17 protein-coding genes and 2 rRNA genes (1 of these 19 running past the window's edge) are annotated in these 17,043 nt (G+C 34.7%); 8 read left to right on the plus strand and 11 right to left on the minus strand.

Features of this window, described 5'->3' with window-relative positions; all coding sequences use genetic code 11:
- Positions 1-136 precede the first annotated feature (136 nt).
- A complete protein-coding gene (locus EZS29_RS09875; RefSeq protein ID WP_130609713.1) occupies positions 137-2,866 on the plus strand; it encodes a M1 family metallopeptidase in 2,730 nt (909 codons plus the stop codon).
- Here the strand turns inward: EZS29_RS09875 and EZS29_RS09880 are convergent.
- The 6 genes from EZS29_RS09880 to mreC are packed head-to-tail and all read right to left on the minus strand — an operon-like array spanning position 2,832 to position 8,352.
- On the minus strand, positions 2,832-3,443 hold the full coding sequence (locus tag EZS29_RS09880) for a crossover junction endodeoxyribonuclease RuvC (protein ID WP_130609717.1): 612 nt from the start codon (positions 3,441-3,443) through the stop codon (positions 2,832-2,834). The genes EZS29_RS09875 and EZS29_RS09880 overlap by 35 nt on opposite strands.
- Positions 3,444-3,467: 24 nt before the next feature.
- On the minus strand, positions 3,468-3,740 hold the full coding sequence (locus EZS29_RS09885) for a hypothetical protein (protein ID WP_130609720.1): 273 nt from the start codon (positions 3,738-3,740) through the stop codon (positions 3,468-3,470).
- Positions 3,741-3,750: 10 nt separating this feature from the next.
- On the minus strand, positions 3,751-4,872 hold the full coding sequence (gene rodA / locus EZS29_RS09890; RefSeq protein ID WP_130609723.1) for a rod shape-determining protein RodA: 1,122 nt from the start codon (positions 4,870-4,872) through the stop codon (positions 3,751-3,753).
- A gap of 7 nt (positions 4,873-4,879) precedes the next feature.
- Positions 4,880-6,883: a penicillin-binding protein 2 gene (gene mrdA, locus EZS29_RS09895; RefSeq protein ID WP_130609727.1), complete on the minus strand. Its 2,004-nt coding sequence runs from the start codon at positions 6,881-6,883 to the stop codon at positions 4,880-4,882.
- 28 nt (positions 6,884-6,911) lie between these two features.
- Positions 6,912-7,460 carry a hypothetical protein gene (locus tag EZS29_RS09900; protein WP_130609730.1) on the minus strand — a complete coding sequence of 183 codons (549 nt, stop codon included), beginning with the start codon at positions 7,458-7,460 and terminating at the stop codon, positions 6,912-6,914.
- Complete coding sequence (gene mreC, locus EZS29_RS09905) at positions 7,453-8,352, minus strand: rod shape-determining protein MreC (RefSeq protein WP_130609732.1); 900 nt, start codon at positions 8,350-8,352, stop codon at positions 7,453-7,455. The genes EZS29_RS09900 and mreC overlap by 8 nt, the downstream gene beginning before the upstream one ends.
- Positions 8,353-8,523: 171 nt before the next feature.
- Here mreC and EZS29_RS09910 point away from each other — a divergent pair, with 171 nt between their 5' ends.
- The 4 genes from EZS29_RS09910 to EZS29_RS09925 all read left to right on the plus strand — a co-directional run bounded on the left by EZS29_RS09910 (position 8,524) and on the right by EZS29_RS09925 (position 12,437).
- Positions 8,524-10,071: a peptidylprolyl isomerase gene (locus tag EZS29_RS09910; RefSeq protein ID WP_130609735.1), complete on the plus strand. Its 1,548-nt coding sequence runs from the start codon at positions 8,524-8,526 to the stop codon at positions 10,069-10,071.
- Positions 10,072-10,137: 66 nt separating this feature from the next.
- Entirely contained in the window at positions 10,138-11,121 is a 984-nt protein-coding gene (locus EZS29_RS09915; RefSeq protein WP_172603883.1) for an NAD(+)/NADH kinase, read from the plus strand.
- Positions 11,122-11,169: 48 nt separating this feature from the next.
- Positions 11,170-11,661 carry an NADH-quinone oxidoreductase subunit B gene (locus tag EZS29_RS09920; RefSeq protein ID WP_130609741.1) on the plus strand — a complete coding sequence of 164 codons (492 nt, stop codon included), beginning with the start codon at positions 11,170-11,172 and terminating at the stop codon, positions 11,659-11,661.
- Positions 11,662-11,663: 2 nt separating this feature from the next.
- On the plus strand, positions 11,664-12,437 hold the full coding sequence (locus EZS29_RS09925) for a response regulator transcription factor (RefSeq protein WP_130609744.1): 774 nt from the start codon (positions 11,664-11,666) through the stop codon (positions 12,435-12,437).
- Here the strand turns inward: EZS29_RS09925 and EZS29_RS09930 are convergent.
- Entirely contained in the window at positions 12,434-12,985 is a 552-nt protein-coding gene (locus EZS29_RS09930) for a type II secretion system protein (RefSeq protein ID WP_130609747.1), read from the minus strand. The two genes, EZS29_RS09925 and EZS29_RS09930, sit on opposite strands and share 4 nt — an antisense overlap.
- A 157-nt stretch (positions 12,986-13,142) precedes the next feature.
- Here EZS29_RS09930 and EZS29_RS09935 point away from each other — a divergent pair, with 157 nt between their 5' ends.
- From EZS29_RS09935 to EZS29_RS09945, 3 genes are all read left to right on the plus strand, one after another.
- Positions 13,143-13,538 carry a hypothetical protein gene (locus EZS29_RS09935; RefSeq protein ID WP_130609751.1) on the plus strand — a complete coding sequence of 132 codons (396 nt, stop codon included), beginning with the start codon at positions 13,143-13,145 and terminating at the stop codon, positions 13,536-13,538.
- 129 nt (positions 13,539-13,667) lie between these two features.
- Positions 13,668-13,862 (plus strand): hypothetical protein, encoded by a 195-nt coding sequence (locus EZS29_RS09940; RefSeq protein ID WP_130609754.1) that lies wholly within the window; start codon positions 13,668-13,670, stop codon positions 13,860-13,862.
- A gap of 15 nt (positions 13,863-13,877) precedes the next feature.
- Positions 13,878-14,903 (plus strand): alpha/beta fold hydrolase, encoded by a 1,026-nt coding sequence (locus EZS29_RS09945; RefSeq protein ID WP_130609756.1) that lies wholly within the window; start codon positions 13,878-13,880, stop codon positions 14,901-14,903.
- A 27-nt stretch (positions 14,904-14,930) separates the two neighbouring features.
- Here the strand turns inward: EZS29_RS09945 and EZS29_RS09950 are convergent, their stop codons facing one another.
- From EZS29_RS09950 to EZS29_RS09965, 4 genes are all read right to left on the minus strand, one after another.
- Positions 14,931-16,097: a hypothetical protein gene (locus EZS29_RS09950; RefSeq protein ID WP_145987941.1), complete on the minus strand. Its 1,167-nt coding sequence runs from the start codon at positions 16,095-16,097 to the stop codon at positions 14,931-14,933.
- Positions 16,098-16,159: 62 nt separating this feature from the next.
- Positions 16,160-16,522 (minus strand): hypothetical protein, encoded by a 363-nt coding sequence (locus EZS29_RS09955; RefSeq protein WP_130609762.1) that lies wholly within the window; start codon positions 16,520-16,522, stop codon positions 16,160-16,162.
- A 184-nt stretch (positions 16,523-16,706) separates the two neighbouring features.
- Positions 16,707-16,821, minus strand: a 5S ribosomal RNA gene (gene rrf / locus EZS29_RS09960).
- A gap of 84 nt (positions 16,822-16,905) precedes the next feature.
- Positions 16,906-17,043: ribosomal RNA gene (locus tag EZS29_RS09965) — 23S ribosomal RNA — on the minus strand; it runs 2,757 nt beyond the window's last position.

A 17,043-nucleotide genomic window follows, 5' to 3' on the forward strand; every position in this document is an offset into this window, starting at 1 on the left:
ATATTTTAATTCACGTTCACTTAATACTTCATTTGCTCACATCACATTCCGCTCTACTTTCCGAGAAAATAAAATGCTCTCTTGAACTTTTAGCCCTTTTTGGATAAATAACAAGCAGACAAAAAGGGGGACCCGCATGATAATCGGCTCACATTTAGAAAAAATATTTAGCAGCAATGAAGAGAAATCTGAAAATTCTTACGGCTTAAAGCATTTTCCCGCAAATAAAGTGACAAAGCTAAATTATGACAGCAACAGACCCCTCGAACAGCGGCATATTTATTTAAATCTCGATATCGATTTTAAAAACAATACGCTGCATGGTGTGGCACATATTATATTTCAAACAAAGCTAGAGCAGATTGAAACGTTTTTTTTGGATGCAAACGAGCTGAATATTTTTAATGTTGCATATGCTCCCTTTAACTTTGAAGATTACTTTTCAGGTAAAAAGAATTCTGAACTTTCTTTAAAAAAATTAGAAAAAATTCAATACAAAGAATGTGCTTATGAAAGCACGAGTGATAAGTTAAATATAACCTTGCCTGTAAAGTTAAAAAGCAATCAATATTTTATCTTAAAAGTAAAATACAACACCATTGAACCCAATGCAGGCATGTATTTTATTCATAAACTGACGAAAAGTCATGCCAAATACAATTGCATTTGGACACAAGGGCAAGACACAGACGCTTCATATTGGTTTCCATGTCAAAACGATCCTCGATTGAAAATAACGACAGACATTGAAGTGACTTTTCCTAAAGATTGGAATGCCCTTTCAAATGGTATAAAAGTCTCGGAAAAAATAGAAGGCAATAAAAAATATCAACACTGGAAAATGAATAAAGCAAACTCACCTTATTTAGTAGCACTTGTTGCAGGTGAACTCGAACTTTATTCAGACACGTGGCGAAAAAAAGAAGTCGCAATTTTAATCCCCCAAGAACACAAAAAACAAAAAGAAGTGATCTTAAACGAAACAAAAGAAATGCTCGAATTCTATTCCAACTATTGGGACTATGAATTCCCATGGGAAAAATATGGCCAGGCATTTATCGCAGACTTTATTTACGGCGGCATGGAAAACACTTCCATTACAATTAATACCGACGAAGTCTTAGGTCCCGTCCACTTTAGTTTGGGCTCTGATTTCCGCTCTATTTTAATTATGCATGAAATGGCTCACCAGTGGTTTGGCGATTTACTCACTTGTAAAACATGGGCTCAAGGTTGGCTCAATGAAGGCTTCGCCACCCAAAGTGAAATGCTTTGGGATGAATATAAAAATGGCAAAGTCAGTGGAATTTTTTATGCTCGGGATCATTTTCTTTCTGGCTACTTAAGTGAAGCAAAGTCATACTTACGTCCTATCGTTTGCTCACAGTATGAATATCCGGCAGAAATATTTGATGCCCATCTCTATCAAAAAGCAGCGCTCTTTTTAAATTATTTAAGAGATATTATGGGCGAAATAATATTTAAAAAATCTATAAATCATTACTTAAATAAAAATGCTTATAAAGCTGTTGAAACCGCCGACTTAATGAACGCCATGCAAGAGTGCAGCGGTATCAATCCTGCTCCCTATTTCGATAATTTTATATTCCGCGGTGGCCACCTTGTTCTTGACGTACAAGTTGCAATGTCCGAGTTAAATCCCAATTTTGTTGAAATAAAAGTCGAACAGAAACAAGAAATATCAAAAGAATTCCCACTCTTTTCATTTGAAACATATATTGCTCTTTATTATGCAGATGGCAGCAACGAAGAAATTAAAGTTTTTGTTGACGAGAAAATTAAGAAAATTATTCTCCCGCTCAAACAAAAAATTTCTTTCTGTATTTTTGATCCTCGCTCCACCCTTATATCTGAAACTGAGCAGAAAATACCAGAAATACATTGCAGAAATATCCTAAAAAATAACGACTCGAGCTTAGCTTACCTAAAATACATTGCCACAAAATGTATTTTAGCTCATTTTCCGAGCCAAGAAAATTTAAAGTATATTTTAGCTTGGTTGAAAATAGAACCCAGTTTTCGCGCCCGTGAATCCACTTATAGTTTATTAGCTGAAAAAGGTTCACAATATTCTTATGATCTCCTAGTACAAATAGAAGAAAGACACTCCCTGTGTCGCACACCTTATCTCACAGCTCTAGCAAAATGTTATCATGAACAGCCTAGTAAAATATTTGAGCAACTTGTTAAGTTAAGCCAAAATGAAAAGGAAAACTTACATGCACAGAGAGCAGCACTACTTGGGATCAACCAACTTTCTAAGAATTATTCCTTACTGAGAAAAGAAGAATATAGAAAAAAAATACTGAAACTCGCCGATGAAATAATAGAAGATGGATCTTCCCATGGTCTCCTTGAAAATGCAGCTTTTAGTTTAATTGCGGAATTAGGTAACAGCAAATATATAGCAAAGCTTATTCCAATTACGGAAGAGTTTATCCAGCATTGGCGAATTAACACAGGTGCCTTGATGGCTTTGGCACAAATCGTCTCACGCTATCCAGAATTGCGCTCTGAGGTTCGCCCAGCCTTAAATCGCTTTGCCAAAATATATTTTCCAACACGCGTCGTCATGTGCATGCCACAGGTGTGGATTGCAAGCCAAGATCCCTGGTATGAAAATGCTTTTTATCAATATGTTAATCGGAAAAATTATGGTTTATTTTCAATCCTTATTCCTCTTGCAAGAAGAACTCTCGCCCAATTTGCCAAAAATATAGAAAAAGAAGCTATAGGTGAAAAATTGGTAGAAATTGTTGAGCTGAAAGAAAAACTCGCGCATTTAGAAAAAGAAATAAAGGAATTAAAACTTATTTTGCCTTTAAAAGAGAAGCAAAGTTCGTAATCCGCGTGTTACTTTTCTTTTTTCTTTTTTGCCATTCATTTAGAATGTTCACTTTTGCTTGCGATTTTTCACTTAACGGAACAACAGAATCGGCAAAGACTTGATCGCGGTTGCGCATAGCATCGGCACAGGCAATAGCAAGGGCATCGGTGGCATCGAAGGGAAGTTTGTCGAAATTAAAGCCCAGCATGGAGGACATGATTTTTGCAATGGCTGCTTTTTCTGCGCGGCCATTGCCAGAAATGATTTTCTTAGCCGAAGTGGCACTGATTTCTGAAATGACTAAACCAAGCTGATGCGCTTCAGATAAAATCACCCCTCGCGCATGCCCTAAAAACAAAGCCGTGCGTGGATTGTCCGCTAAAAATGACAGCTCAAGACACATATGACTCGGTTTGTAAGTTTCAACGACACGTCTAAATTCAATGGCTAAAGTTGCTAAGCGTGGCGGAAGTTCTTTTTGCACATCCAATTTCCATGCGCCTGCAGCGATGGCTTTTAAACTCTTTTGTTCTGAGAGATCGATAACTCCATAACCCGCTATGCGTGTGCCGGGATCGATACCAATTATGCGCATAAAAATTTTTTACCTATATGATTTTTATTGAGCATTATTATCGTTAACTTGCTTGTTACTTTGCTTACTTTCTAACGAGGACTTGAGTTCAACTTGTTTGTTACTTTGTGTACTTTCTAACGAGGACTTAAGTTCTGCTGTGGGTAAATCGCCTTGTAGGGGTGCAGTGATAATATTTCCTTTATTCTCATATGATTCAGCGAAAAATAAAATGCTTGCACACACGCCCGCAACAATAAGACTCCCTATGACGAACACATTTTTTCTAAATTTTGCTTTTTCCGAATTTCTAGACAACAGGTGACTCCTAGAATGAAGTTGTCGATAAATGCCTCTTTCTTTCTACGGCAACCACAAGACCAATGCAACTCAATGCTGTGATCATATGTGTCCCTCCATAACTAAAAAAGGAAAGAGGCACACCCACAACTGGAAAAACTCCTAAAACCATACTGATATTTATGATAAAATGAAAAAGGAAAAAACCACCAACACCAACAGAAACAAGCGCAGAAAAAGAATCGCGAGCGCGATCTGCTGTCTGAAAGATTTGAATAATGAGTGCGGAAAATAAAAATATCAGTAGGATACAACCAACAAAACCGTGCTCTTCTGCCCACACAGAAAAAGCAAAGTCCGTATGTCGCTCCGGCAAAAAATTAAGGCGCGCTTGTGTCCCTTGCCCAAATCCCTGCCCCCAAAGTCCTCCACTTCCCACTGCAATCATACTTTGAATTGAGTGATATCCCGAACCCCGCGGATCGAGCATGGGATTAATAAAAGTTAACACTCTTTGTTTTTGATAATCATACAGAACAAAATTCCATGCTAATATAATGCAAGAAATTGTTATAATTAATAGCGTTAAAATACTTTTTCCTCGTACTTTAACGGTTGCTATTTGTAACCCAGAAATTAATAATACTAAGCTTGCTGTACCAAGATCAGGTTGCGCTAAAATTAATAAAAAAGGCAAAGCTACTAATAAAATCTGTCGCCATAAACTTAACAAAGAAAATTCAGCAAACCCTTTCATCATATTAAAACTTTGAGCAACCATTATAATTATAATAAATTTTGCGAATTCACTCGGCTGTAAACGAATAGGACCAATGACAAGCCAACGCTCAGCTCCTTTTGCACTTCGACCAAAAATATCTACAGATAGCAGCATTATACATACAAGAATATAACCTAAAAGACTGAGCCGCTCTATGCTTTTTAATTCTAAAAAGACACCCCAAAATAAAGCCGCAAGAGTCCCCAGTAAAATAAAAGTGATTTGATCGTAAAAGCGCATAGAATTTACGGTTGCATTGGTTGCACTGTATAAATTATACAAACCAATTAAAATTATTGCATATGATGTTGTTATGATTCCCCATGGCATTCCTTTGAATTTATCACGCAAAAGAGAAAGCAAAATCATACAACAATTACCTCAATTCGTCAGGAAGATTTACAGGTTCTGCTTCGTTACCTTCTTCATGCACATCAATGTCTTGTTCTGGTGGAGCATCTTCACCTACACCGTGTGTCATCGGTGATGACATTGCTGCTTTACTTGTGCCTGCAAATTTTTCAGGAAATTTTTTCCGCCAAAAAGCTTCGATGATTTGTTGAGCGATAGGTGCAGCATTGGCACCGCCTCCTCCCCCATCATATTCGCTAAAAACAACCACAGCAATTTCGGGAATATCACTGGGGCTATAAGAAGCAAACCACGCGTGGTCAAGCGCACGGAAGGCCACATCATCTTGATTCACTCCCTTAGTGAATTTTAATGCCGATGTCTGAGCTGTACCTGTCTTTCCAGATACAGTAAAACCAGGAACTCTTGCTTTTTTTGCGGTGCCTTCGGGTGATTGCACAACATCAAAAAGTCCTTTTTTAATCAGTGCGATATTTGCAGGATTTAGCTTAATTTCTCGGATTAGAGTTTGGCGTTCTTCAAAAATAATTTTCCCTTGATTGTCGACAATCTTTTTTAAAAAATGCGGTTTAAATAATTTCCCACCATTGCCCATAGCAGCAAAGGCATTCAATATTTGAATGGGTGTACAAAGGTTAAATCCTTGGCCAATCGAAGCATTGATGGTATCCCCACTCAACCATGGCAAACCTTTTGTGCGCAATTTCCATTCTGTTGACGGCGAAATTCCAGGTAATTCCATATTTAAATCAAGCCCAGTTCTCTCGCCCAAGCCAAATAATCTTCCCCATTTTGAAATACGATCAATCCCTAAAAGATTGCCAATATTGTAAAAAAATACGTCACAACTTAATTTTAATGCATTTTCTAAGTTAACAGCTCCATGACCCGTATGCTTCCAGCACTTCCATCTGCCATTGCCTAAAACAAAATATCCGGGGCAATTGAATTTCCGCTCACCAGTGATAATGCCTTCTTCAAGTGCTGCAATGGCAACTATGATTTTAAATGTCGATCCAGGAGGGTAAGCGCCTCCTGTTACTTTATCGAGGAGAGGTTTAAATGGATTGGCGCGCAGGGTTTGCCAATCTTCAATCGTCAAACCATCTTGATACATAGAAAGTTTATAATTAGGATTTGATAAATAAACAAGAATCTCACCATTTCTAGGATCGATTGCACAAACAGAACCATTTTTATTTCTAAAAGCATCACTCGCCACTGCTTGTAATTCTGAATCAATCGTTAAATAAACATCATTTCCTCTTTGCGCAGCTCGACTTAAATTTAATGCAATATCCATAGAGGAGTCTGCTTGTAAACGCCCAAGCGCATCGACGAGCAAAGCTTCACGTCCCTCTCCTCCTCGCAGATATCTTTCATATTTGCGTTCAATCCCTGCTTTGCCAATAATCGAACCCACGCGGTATTGATAATTTGAAATCTGTGAATTTAAAATATCCAATTCTTTTGAGGTTACTTCGCCTAAGTATCCAAATAAATGGGCAGATTCGTTGCCCAAATAATCTCTCCGAGGTGCAGAATCTACATCCACACCAGGTAAAAAGAATTTATTGGATTCAAGAGTAGCTACTTCATGCAAAGACAAATTGCGTTTTATTCGCACGGGAACGAATCTTGGGTTTGCCTGCGACTCCACGAGTTTGCGTTCAATTTGACTGACTGGAATATGAAAAAGATCCGCAACAATAGATAAAGTTTTTGTTTTATTCTGCAAATATTGTGGAATAATAATAAGATCAAAAAATAAACGATTAGATAATAAAATACGACTTTGTCGATCATAAACAAGTCCACGTGGAGCAGGTCGCGTGATTTCACGCACGCGATTTCTTTCGGACGCTATGGAAAAATCGGATCCTTTGATAATCTGTAAATACCAAAGACGAGCACTGATCGCTGCAGTGATTCCTAAAAAACAAGTGACAATGATATTCCTTCTCTTTGGATCCGAAACCGACTCTTGTTTTGATCGATTCTCACTCATTACAAAATCTCCAGCCTTTCAATACCGATTAAATCTCATTTAATTTCTTTTTTTCATAAGAAGGAAGATATTCAAAAAAAGAATCAATATAAATTAATAATCTAAACACAGGTAATGCAATTAATATCGTTACAAAAAATCCCTGCCAAGAACTTGCAATTAAATATAATGCCGTTGTGAATCCTCTTGGCACAATTGTAAAATAAAACAATAAATATTTTAGAAAAAATAAAGACATAAATATAAAAGTTTGTCCTAAAAAACTGCTGATGACAAATATTCGCGATAAAAGATTTGAAAAAACTAAGACAAGTAAAAAATACATAATATAAAATCCATTAGGAGCAGCAGAGGAAATTTGCATAAGCAAGGCTGCAAACAGGATTTTAATAATCGATAAAAAAAGAAAATGTTCAATGCACATGTAAATAACAACAATACTGACAATATCAATATAAAACCAAGATGATGACATTTTAGCTAATAAACACGATTGAAAATAAATACAAAAAATGAGGATTAAGAGTGAAAAAGCAAAATGCGATGTTTTACTTCTTAAAATATTAATTTTAGCCACCGGATTTCTCCGCGTTCGATTCTAATAGTTTCTTCATCCATTCCACTCCGCCCACTTTCCGAATGACATCGACTTCTCGGTTAGGATTCAATAGTACCAAAGCTTCGGACAGGTCGGAAAAAGCTACTTCAGGACGAACTTCCACAATTTGTGTCACACCATCAGAAGCAATTTTAATATTTGAAACTCTTCCCACGAGAATTCCACTCGGAAATGAGCCTGTGAGACCACTTGTTACGATTTCATCACCCACTAAAATACTGCTTCCTCGCTCCAGATATTTGAATTGTAAAAGATTTGCTAGACCTCCTTGGAGCACACCGCGCCTTCTGTTGCGTGAGACTATGACGTCTAAGTTGCTATTTGGGTCGATGATCAACAAAACATCTGCATAACTCATGCCCACACGCATGACGACTCCCACAACCCCCTCTTCGCCGACAACTCCCATCCCGTGCTGGATGCCTGCTTTAGTTCCTTGATTGATTCTGACATTTTTATAAACAAACGATGGATCTGAGCCCGTAACTTCGCAGGTGACAAATTTGACTGAGGTGCGCTCTGTTAAATTCAGTAGTTTCCTTAAACGATTGTTTTCTAAAACGATATCATCAAGAGTTTTAATTTTTACTTTTAATTCAACATTTTCTCTTTGCAAGTCATCCACTTCTTTTCGCGCATTTTTTAAATCAATATAAGAATGATATGAGGAATATATAAAATGACTGGTAGAAAGAAAAATTACTTCAATAGGTTTGCTTATTGTATAGACAAATTTCTCCAAGATACTCAATTCTTTTTTTGAAGTGTGAGCAGTTGAAAAAAAGAACATAGTAAAAATTAATGTGATGACAGCAACCAGCCAAAATCCATAACGGCGAAATTGTAGCATTTTCTACCCATAATTATTATGTCTAATTTAAAAGCAAATATAGCAATTTTATAAATCTTGTAAAATTCTAAGGCTTATTCTTTGGAAAATAAAGTTCATATCGAGTAATGTTTGAAATTATCCGCAAAAAATGCGAGATAATGTTGACGGTTTTTTGTAGAGGAGTTCACAGTGCGTCTGAATACTAAAATTTTTTCATCGGTAAGCACCAAGTCACTCATGTTAGGCATTGTTATTGTATCTGCTTGTGCTGCCTTCGTTTTCACAGGTTTTGGCAGTTTAAACCCTGGCAATTTATCAGGCCTCGATCCAAATACAGTTGCCCAAATTGGATCCGAAAAAATTGACGTGCAAAGATTTTCAGCGGCTATGCGGTCACAGAATATATCGAGCACAACTCCGCCTGAGCAGCGCAAAGCCATTGCACAACAAATACTCAATCAAATGATTCAAGAAAAAATTCTGATTGAGCAGGCAAAAAGAATTGGATGGTCCGTAGATCAATCTGAAATCGCCTCTATTCTCAAAAGTTCTCCATATTTTCAAGATCCACAAACACAACAATTTGATATAAAATTGTTAAAAGGTTATATTAACCAAAATGGTATGAGCGAAAATGAATTTTATGCCTATTTGCAACAGCAAATTGCAATGCAAAAAATGCAAAATCTTTTATTTATGCCGATTGTTCTACCTGAGAAAATCTTAGAAGTAGAAAATCAAATAAAAAATGAAGAATTCAAAATTCAATATGCAATCATTAAACCTTCAGATGCATTTTTAAAGAATAAAATTTCTGCACAAGCGCACAAATATATTGAAGACAAAGAACATTTGCAAAATATAATGACACTTTTTGAAAACTCAAAAAATCAGTACCAACAAAAAGCACAAGTTAAATCTTTGTCTATTTTAGTTTCCTATAAAACAGCGCAACGCGCACAAGGAGAAGCTCTCAATCGAAGCAAAGAAGAAGCTTTAGCTCTTGCAAAACAAATAGAAAATAAATTAAATTCAGGAGCAGATTTTACTAAACTTGCACTTGAAAAAAATGACGATCTCACTGCAAAAAGTAACAACGGTGATATCGGATTTGTTGATGACACGCGCATAGATGATCTTTCTATGAAAGCATTATTAACTTTAACTTCTGCAAAACCACTTTCACAAGTTATTGATACCCCATTTGGCTATCGTATCTTTAAATATATTGACTCTAAACCAGCTGTTGTTAAAAAATTTGATGATGTCAAATATCAACTTGCTGAACAATTCGTAAGTCAACAAGTACAAAGTAGCATTGATGACGAAATGCAAAAAAATATCAGTGAAATTATCGCTGCTAAAAATATTTCGAATTTGAATAAAGTCTTAGCCGAGAATAATATTTCATGGCAATATTTAAATAAGCCATTTAAAATTTCAGAATCCTATATTCCTGAACTTGGAATGACGGATGAACTTGCTGCAAATATATTTACTTTAAAAAATCCAGGTGACACTCTCCCCAAAATTATCAATTTTGGCTCTAAAAAAGCAATTATCAAACTGGTGTCAAAAACATCTGCACCCTCTCTGACTCCAGAGCTTGCACAAACATTAAAAAATCAAATACTTTCAACAACGACACAAGAATTTTTAAAGAGCGTCCAACAGTCACTTAATAAAAAATATGAAAAAGATGGTAGCATCAAAATAAACACTGCTTTAATAAATTGAAATTGGGTTTGAGTTTTTCCATGATTATAAAAAAAGCAGTTTTCGCCACTTTAAGAGGTGATCATTTTGCATAATGAAGTTGATGTCTATATTGTTCAAAAGCAGACGACATGGGAACGATACACTCAACGCCCTTTAAATGTTGATTTTTTTGATTATCTTGAACGTGACGGCCAAACCCATCAACCTCTGCGCTTTGCGCATGAAGAGCATATAAAAAGCAGAAAGCTCTTAATTGACAGTCTTGAGAAATACCAATTATCTTATAAAATATATAATTTAGATGAAGTTGCGCAAAATAATATCTGTTTCTTTAATGAAAAATGTGATCAGTCTGGTCTCCGCCCTCAGAAAAAACTTGTGATTTCCCTCGGTGGGGACGGAACACTTTTGCACGCAAGTCACCACGTTGGAGCAGATATTAAGTTGCTTGGAATCAACTCTTGTCCAGAACATTCTGTAGGGCATTTATGCCCTATTATTCCTAAATATATAGAAAAAGCAATCGAATGCTTTGTTAAAAATGATTATAAAACAAAAGCAATTCGCAGATTAAAATTAGAAACTTCTCACCGGCAAAATCTTCCTTTAGCCTTAAATGATATTCTACTTTGTAATAGACATCCTGCGGCAACGAGCCGGTACCAAGTTTCAGTCTGTTCTGAAAATGGCTTAAAGGAAATTGAGTCTGAAAAGCAACTTTCAAGCGGTTTGTGGGTCGCTTCAGCGGCTGGCAGCACGGCAGCGATTTCGGCATATGGATTCAAAAAATCTGAAATAACTGCAAAAGATATTCATGTCGCAGTAAGAGAGCCTTACAATCCAAGGCATGAAGTTTTAAAAATGAAAAAATTTTCGTTAAATGGAGATAAAAATTCTCTCTCATTTTTTTCGAGAATGCGACAAGGCTTGGTCTGCGTCGATGGTCCGGATTTTTGCACTCATCTTGGCTTTGGTGATTCCGTGCACATCAGTTTACCTGAAGAGTGCGAATTACAGCTTATCCTTGATTTTTTAGGCAAAGTTCCGACCTTTTCATTTGATAAGTAAGAATGAAATGATTAATGTTAAAATGTTTAAAGGAGGGGTTTTCAACAAATGAAACACCACAATTATGGAAATGAATTTTACATCACAACAAAACAACAAGAATTAGTTGCATGGGCACGCAGTAATTCTATGTGGCCATACCCATTTGGCACGGCTTGCTGTGGAATTGAACTTATGTCCGTTATGGGACCAAAGTATGATTTAGCACGATTTGGTGCTGAAGTTGTTCGCTTTTCTCCTAAGCAAGCTGATCTCTTAATCGTTGCAGGAACGATCACAGAAAAAATGGCGCCAGTGATCAAACGCATTTATGATCAAATGCCTGAACCAAAATGGGTTATCTCCATGGGCGCCTGTGCTTCTTCAGGTGGATTCTACCGCGCATACCACGTTGTTCAGGGTGTCGATAAATTAATTCCCGTAGATGTTTATGTTCCAGGCTGTCCTCCAACACCTGAAGCAGTTATTGATGGAGTGATGCAACTTCAAAGCAAAATTAAAGAAACTGCTAAACAAAAAGCAACGAAGGAAAAAGACTAAGCATGAAGGATGAAAAGTTGCGCATCCTTATTATTGAGGATGACAAAGACCTCAATAATCTTCTTAGATATACTTTAGAAGCATCGAATGATTTTGAAGTTAAATCGTATTTTGATGGGGATGGAGCATTTGAACTCATCCAAGAATTTTTGCCCGATCTTGTTTTGCTTGATGTTATGTTACCTAACAAATACGGAACTGAAATTTTAAAATCCGTTCGAGATAATAACGTAACAGCAGGAACTTTAGTTATTTTACTCACGGCACGCTCTCAAGAGAAAGATAAAGTTGAAGGCTTTGAGTCAGGCGCTGATGATTATATTACTAAACCATTTTCGCCACGAGAATTATTATTAAGAGTTAATGCATTATTAAGACGCTCACATACCTTAAAATCAAATCCTCTCAACCTTGTTAATTCTTCTCAAAATAACTCTAAAGATGAAGATAAGACTTCCAGTCAAATAACAGAAAATAATCATAAAATTATTGTTGCTGGCCCAATTAAAATATACCCCGAGGAATTCAAAGTAACAGTTGGAAATGAGTCAGTTTCTTTAACTGCGACAGAATATCAGCTACTCATATTTCTTGCAGAAAGAGTTGGTAAATTGCAAAGTCGAGAGGCTTTACTTCAGAAAGTTTGGGGTTATGAAGGGCATGTGAATACAAGAACAGTTGACACTCATATCAAACGCTTAAGACAAAAACTAGGTTCTGCAGGCTCATTGATTGAAACTATTCATGGTTTTGGTTACCAATTAATCGATTCTTAATCTTCATTTAATAATTTCAAAATTTTTATTTCTTTTAACTCTTTAATCTTATTCTGCGCAGCGAAAATCTGCGCTTTATGACAATTTTCAGTCCCCTGATTTACACCATTTAGCATATGACAGAATACTTTTTTTGAATTGAGACGTTGAATATCTAAATTATTATTTGCTAGATTTCTAATATAAGCTAATACAAATTGTTCTGATGTACTTAATATATATATATTATCACCTTTCATATAATAATGAATATCATCAGTACGTAAATAATTACTCAATCCTCTAAATTCTGTAATTAACAAAACTTGTCCTTTTGTGTCAGGGAAAAATCCATTCTCAATTTTATGCGCATACATTGAGTTATATATTTTCATGAGTTGTATTCGAGCTTCAGACTGTTGCCCTTTTGCCTTCAAAGTAGAAACTCTCGGCACAACCATTGCCCCTAAAATTCCGATTATCGACAGCACTAAAATGAGACTGACGACTGTATATCCACGTGTTATTTTAAAATTATAAAAATATTTATAAAAAGCCAATAATATCATATTTAATAAAATCCTCTATAAGCTTAAATTGCTTATCGATTCCTTTCGCTCAAATTTAAATCTTTTTTCTGAGTATACGAGATATTTCTTTTTATATATTGATATTTCTTAACTCTTCTCATATCTTAGAAAGAGTTCATGAAAAGGACGAATCTGTATGTATATAAGTACAAATTTTCGCTTAAGCGGTTGGCTATTTCCTGATGGAAAGTGGATGGATTGCAATCCATGGGAGCATTTAAAAGCTGCCAAAGAGCTGCCTTTTTTGATTGAAAAATCTAAAACATGCAATAAGTTACAAGCGCTTTGGCAGCATGAAGATGAAGAATTACTGCGCTCTGAGCTAGCTAAAATTGGAATGATTAAGGTATGTTACTACTTAATCGATGCGGATTTTTTAAATACAAATCAACTTTATAAGCTCCAAGAATTATTTGCCCTTTCTCCTTTAGATGAAGAAATTGAGTTTATAGGTAGAATTAAGCTTAAAATTCAGGTACGGATTTTCCTTAAAATCAAAGATCCTGAGAGGTTAAATAACCTTTTTTCTTAAATCTAAAAATATCTTTTAAATTTCCTTATATAGTGGACGAGAAAATCCGAAAAATGCTAAAGAGGATGTGTTCTATTTGCTTTTTAAATAAATAGTTCAATAAGAGCTTGGCAGAAAACGGATAAAATTATGGCAAATTTTAGTGTCACAGGCAATGAATTTAAAAAAATAAAAGAATCATACTTCAGTTATCTAAAGGCTTATATGAAATTAAATAATGGTTCACCAGAAGGTGCAACTTCATTTTCTGATTTTTATATTTACAAAACTTTCACGAGTAAATATTCAGATCCTAGAAAATTCTTGGCGCATGGGATAAGATAAATAAAAGGAATTAATGTGACAGAAATTAATTTATTTCTAAAAGAAAAAGAATTAGAAAATGCTCCTGAAAATATTGAAAGTAATATTTTACGGTACAAAGAAAAAATTTTACCTTTTTATAAATCTACAGGATCTACGAATCAGTTTTTAGGCATGAATGATGTTCCTATTTCTTGTCGAATATTTACGAATCCAAATGCAACAGCTAAAATTCTGCTTTGCACAGGTTATAACGAATCTTATCTTAAATACGCAGAACTCATTATGAATTTATTCGAACTGGGTTACTCGATTTTTTGTTTCGATCACCGGGGACAAGGATTTTCTGGTAGATTTATAGGTCAAGATAAAAGAGGATATGTAGATAAATTTACAAATTATGTAGATGATTTATCCTTTTATTTTGAAAATATTGTCAATAGCCAGCAAGTGCAATTACCCACTTTTATTCTTGCCCATTCCATGGGAGGAGCGATTGCTACTTTAGCTGTCTGCGGGAAAAAAATTAATCCCTTTGGCGTTATTCTTTCTTCACCTATGCATGGTATTGCTCTTTCACCTTATCCCTTTTTAGAATACCCGATCTATCTAATTGCAAAAATGTTTTGCAATTTTGGTAAAGAAAAAGAATATGTTTTTGGCCAAACAGATTGTATCCCTTTCAGACCATTTGAAGGAAATGATGTCACAAATTCAAAATTTAGATATCAAGTTTGGCGTAATCATATTGCAGAAATCGAAGATATGCAGCTGGGTGGACCTACATTTGGATGGATGCGTGAAGCCATTAAAGCTTCTCGCCAAGCACGATTTATGGGCTATGATAACAATATTCCATTTTTACTTTTGCAAGCAGAAAATGATTCGGTTGTAGTAAATGCGGCCCATGATATTTTTATCCATAACTGTGCGAACAGTGAAAAGTATATACTTGAAAATGCACAACACGAGATTTTGATGGAAGTCAATTTTATTCGCGAAAAAGCCATAGAACAGATCCGTAAATTTATTTATAAAAAAATTGAAAGTCGAAAAACTTAGACACATTATACGATTATTTTTTATCTTTCATTGCTGCAAACAATCTCTTTTAAAATATTTCTTGAGCTGCTCTTGAGATTTTTTTCTAATTTCTATAAAATTATCATCAGATATTTTTCTAAAAAACCCATCATAATATGCTCCAAATTTTGATCTATTCGATTTCAGTAAATCATAATTATTAAAATAGTATTCAAGATCAGAACGGTCCTTCATTTCTTTTTTATCTTTTTCATAGTCAGGGTTTTCATTAAAAATTTCTGTATACATTCGAGAATTTGAACTATTATAAGCATAAATTTTATTTCTGATTTTCATCATACGATTTCTATCAACTGTTTCATCACTATTTCCTAAAGGACGGATATTTTGAACAACCTTTACCATATTTCTTAATGTATTTTTTGGCATAGAGTTTTTAATATTTATATAATTTTTATCATTATATTTTATAAGTTCTTTTAAATAAATTGCAGAGATTTTTACACTGCTTAAAACTTCTTGTAATGTATGACCTGTATCTAGAGAAAGAGTCGCCCACACTGCTAAAATAAAATATTTCAAATCATCTTCATTCAATTTTAGTCCATATGTATAAATAGGCCATAAAGCTAAATTTGTTGTGCCAGAAACACTACAACGCAATGGAATACTTAATTGGTAAACTGATTTTCCATAAAAATTTTTATTTTGTTCGACTATACATGAATCTCTTCCCCAGTTTCTCCATGGTACACTTTTCTTGGGAGCTTTCAATTCAGGAATATCATAGATTGAAATTCCATAATATAAAGTACGCTTTTTAGGATTTCTATTTTTTCTATAGCCTCTCATTCTTTTTCCAATTGAATTAAAGTAATAGTCTCTCTCAGTAAAGTATTCATGAGTTAATTGTGTTTGCTCAATTTTATCTATTCCTTTAGAATGAAATAAAAGATAATCCACTTGCAATGAGGTTATTGGCGTTGGTGTACTTTCAGTAGCATTAGAATCAATTCCTAGAGCATATTTAAGAGCTTGTACTTTAGAAAAATTACTATAACCTGGATATTTAGTTATGTTCTGTCTTTGTAAAGATGGAAATACTATATTTGAATCTTCTGTATTTATCCATTTCATAATTGAGTCATTAAAATTGACTTCTCCATTAACTTTTCTTATTTTTTTAAATATTTTCTGAAAAACGAGAGACATTTTTTTATTAAGCTCAATATTTTCTATAATATTTTTTGCAATCAGAGATTCATAAATCGCATTTAAATTAACATCATAGCATACATTTTTTTATTAAGCTCAATATTTTCTATAATATTTTTTGCAATCAGAGATTCATAAATCGCATTTAAATTAACATCATAGCATACTTCTGAACAAGCATCTGAATTCTGATTATTAATAATTGCCTCAATAGGAGCATGATTTTCCATATTAATAAAAAATATTTCTTCTGAAATTGGTAGATTATTTACGCTTGTTTTATTTGTAGAAAAATTTTTTAGATAAGAAAAATAGTTGCAACTATTTTTTTCATAAATGATATAGTTATCTTCTGATTCTTTGCAGGATGTAAATAAAACTATAATAATAAATTGCAAAAATAAAATTTTTTTATTTTTCATAAATATAAAATCCTTTCGCAATTTTCATAAATATAAAATTCTTTATCAATTTAATTATACTTTTAAAAAATTTTCTGAAAAAATCTGTATGTCAATTTCTGATGGGCACTTTGGTATTATAATAATCTCTAAATTCAAACAAAAAAAAGCCCCTCGGTAAAAACCGAGGGGCTTTAGAATTAAAAGGCTGCACAGAGCTACTCTCCCACACTTAAGAGTGCAGTACCATTGCCGCAGACGGGCTTGACTTCGGAGTTCGGAATGGGATCCGGTATTTCCCCGTCGCAATCAGCACAGCCAAAGCGAAAAACTAAGATAGAGAAGAGAGATAATAAGAAGAAGAAAGAAAGTAAAGGAGAAAAGCGTATAAGTTAAGTGATATTTTTCTCAAGCCGTCAGGGCGATTAGTAATGGTTAGCTGAACGCCTCGCAGCGCTTACACATCCATCCTATCGAACTTGTCGTCTTCAAGTGCCCTGTGAGATTTCTCTCGGGGAAGTTCATCTTGGGATCAGTTTCCC

Origin of the sequence: Fluviispira sanaruensis (genome assembly GCF_004295685.1) — a bacterium.
Lineage (GTDB): Bacteria > Bdellovibrionota_B > Oligoflexia > Silvanigrellales > Silvanigrellaceae > Silvanigrella > Silvanigrella sanaruensis.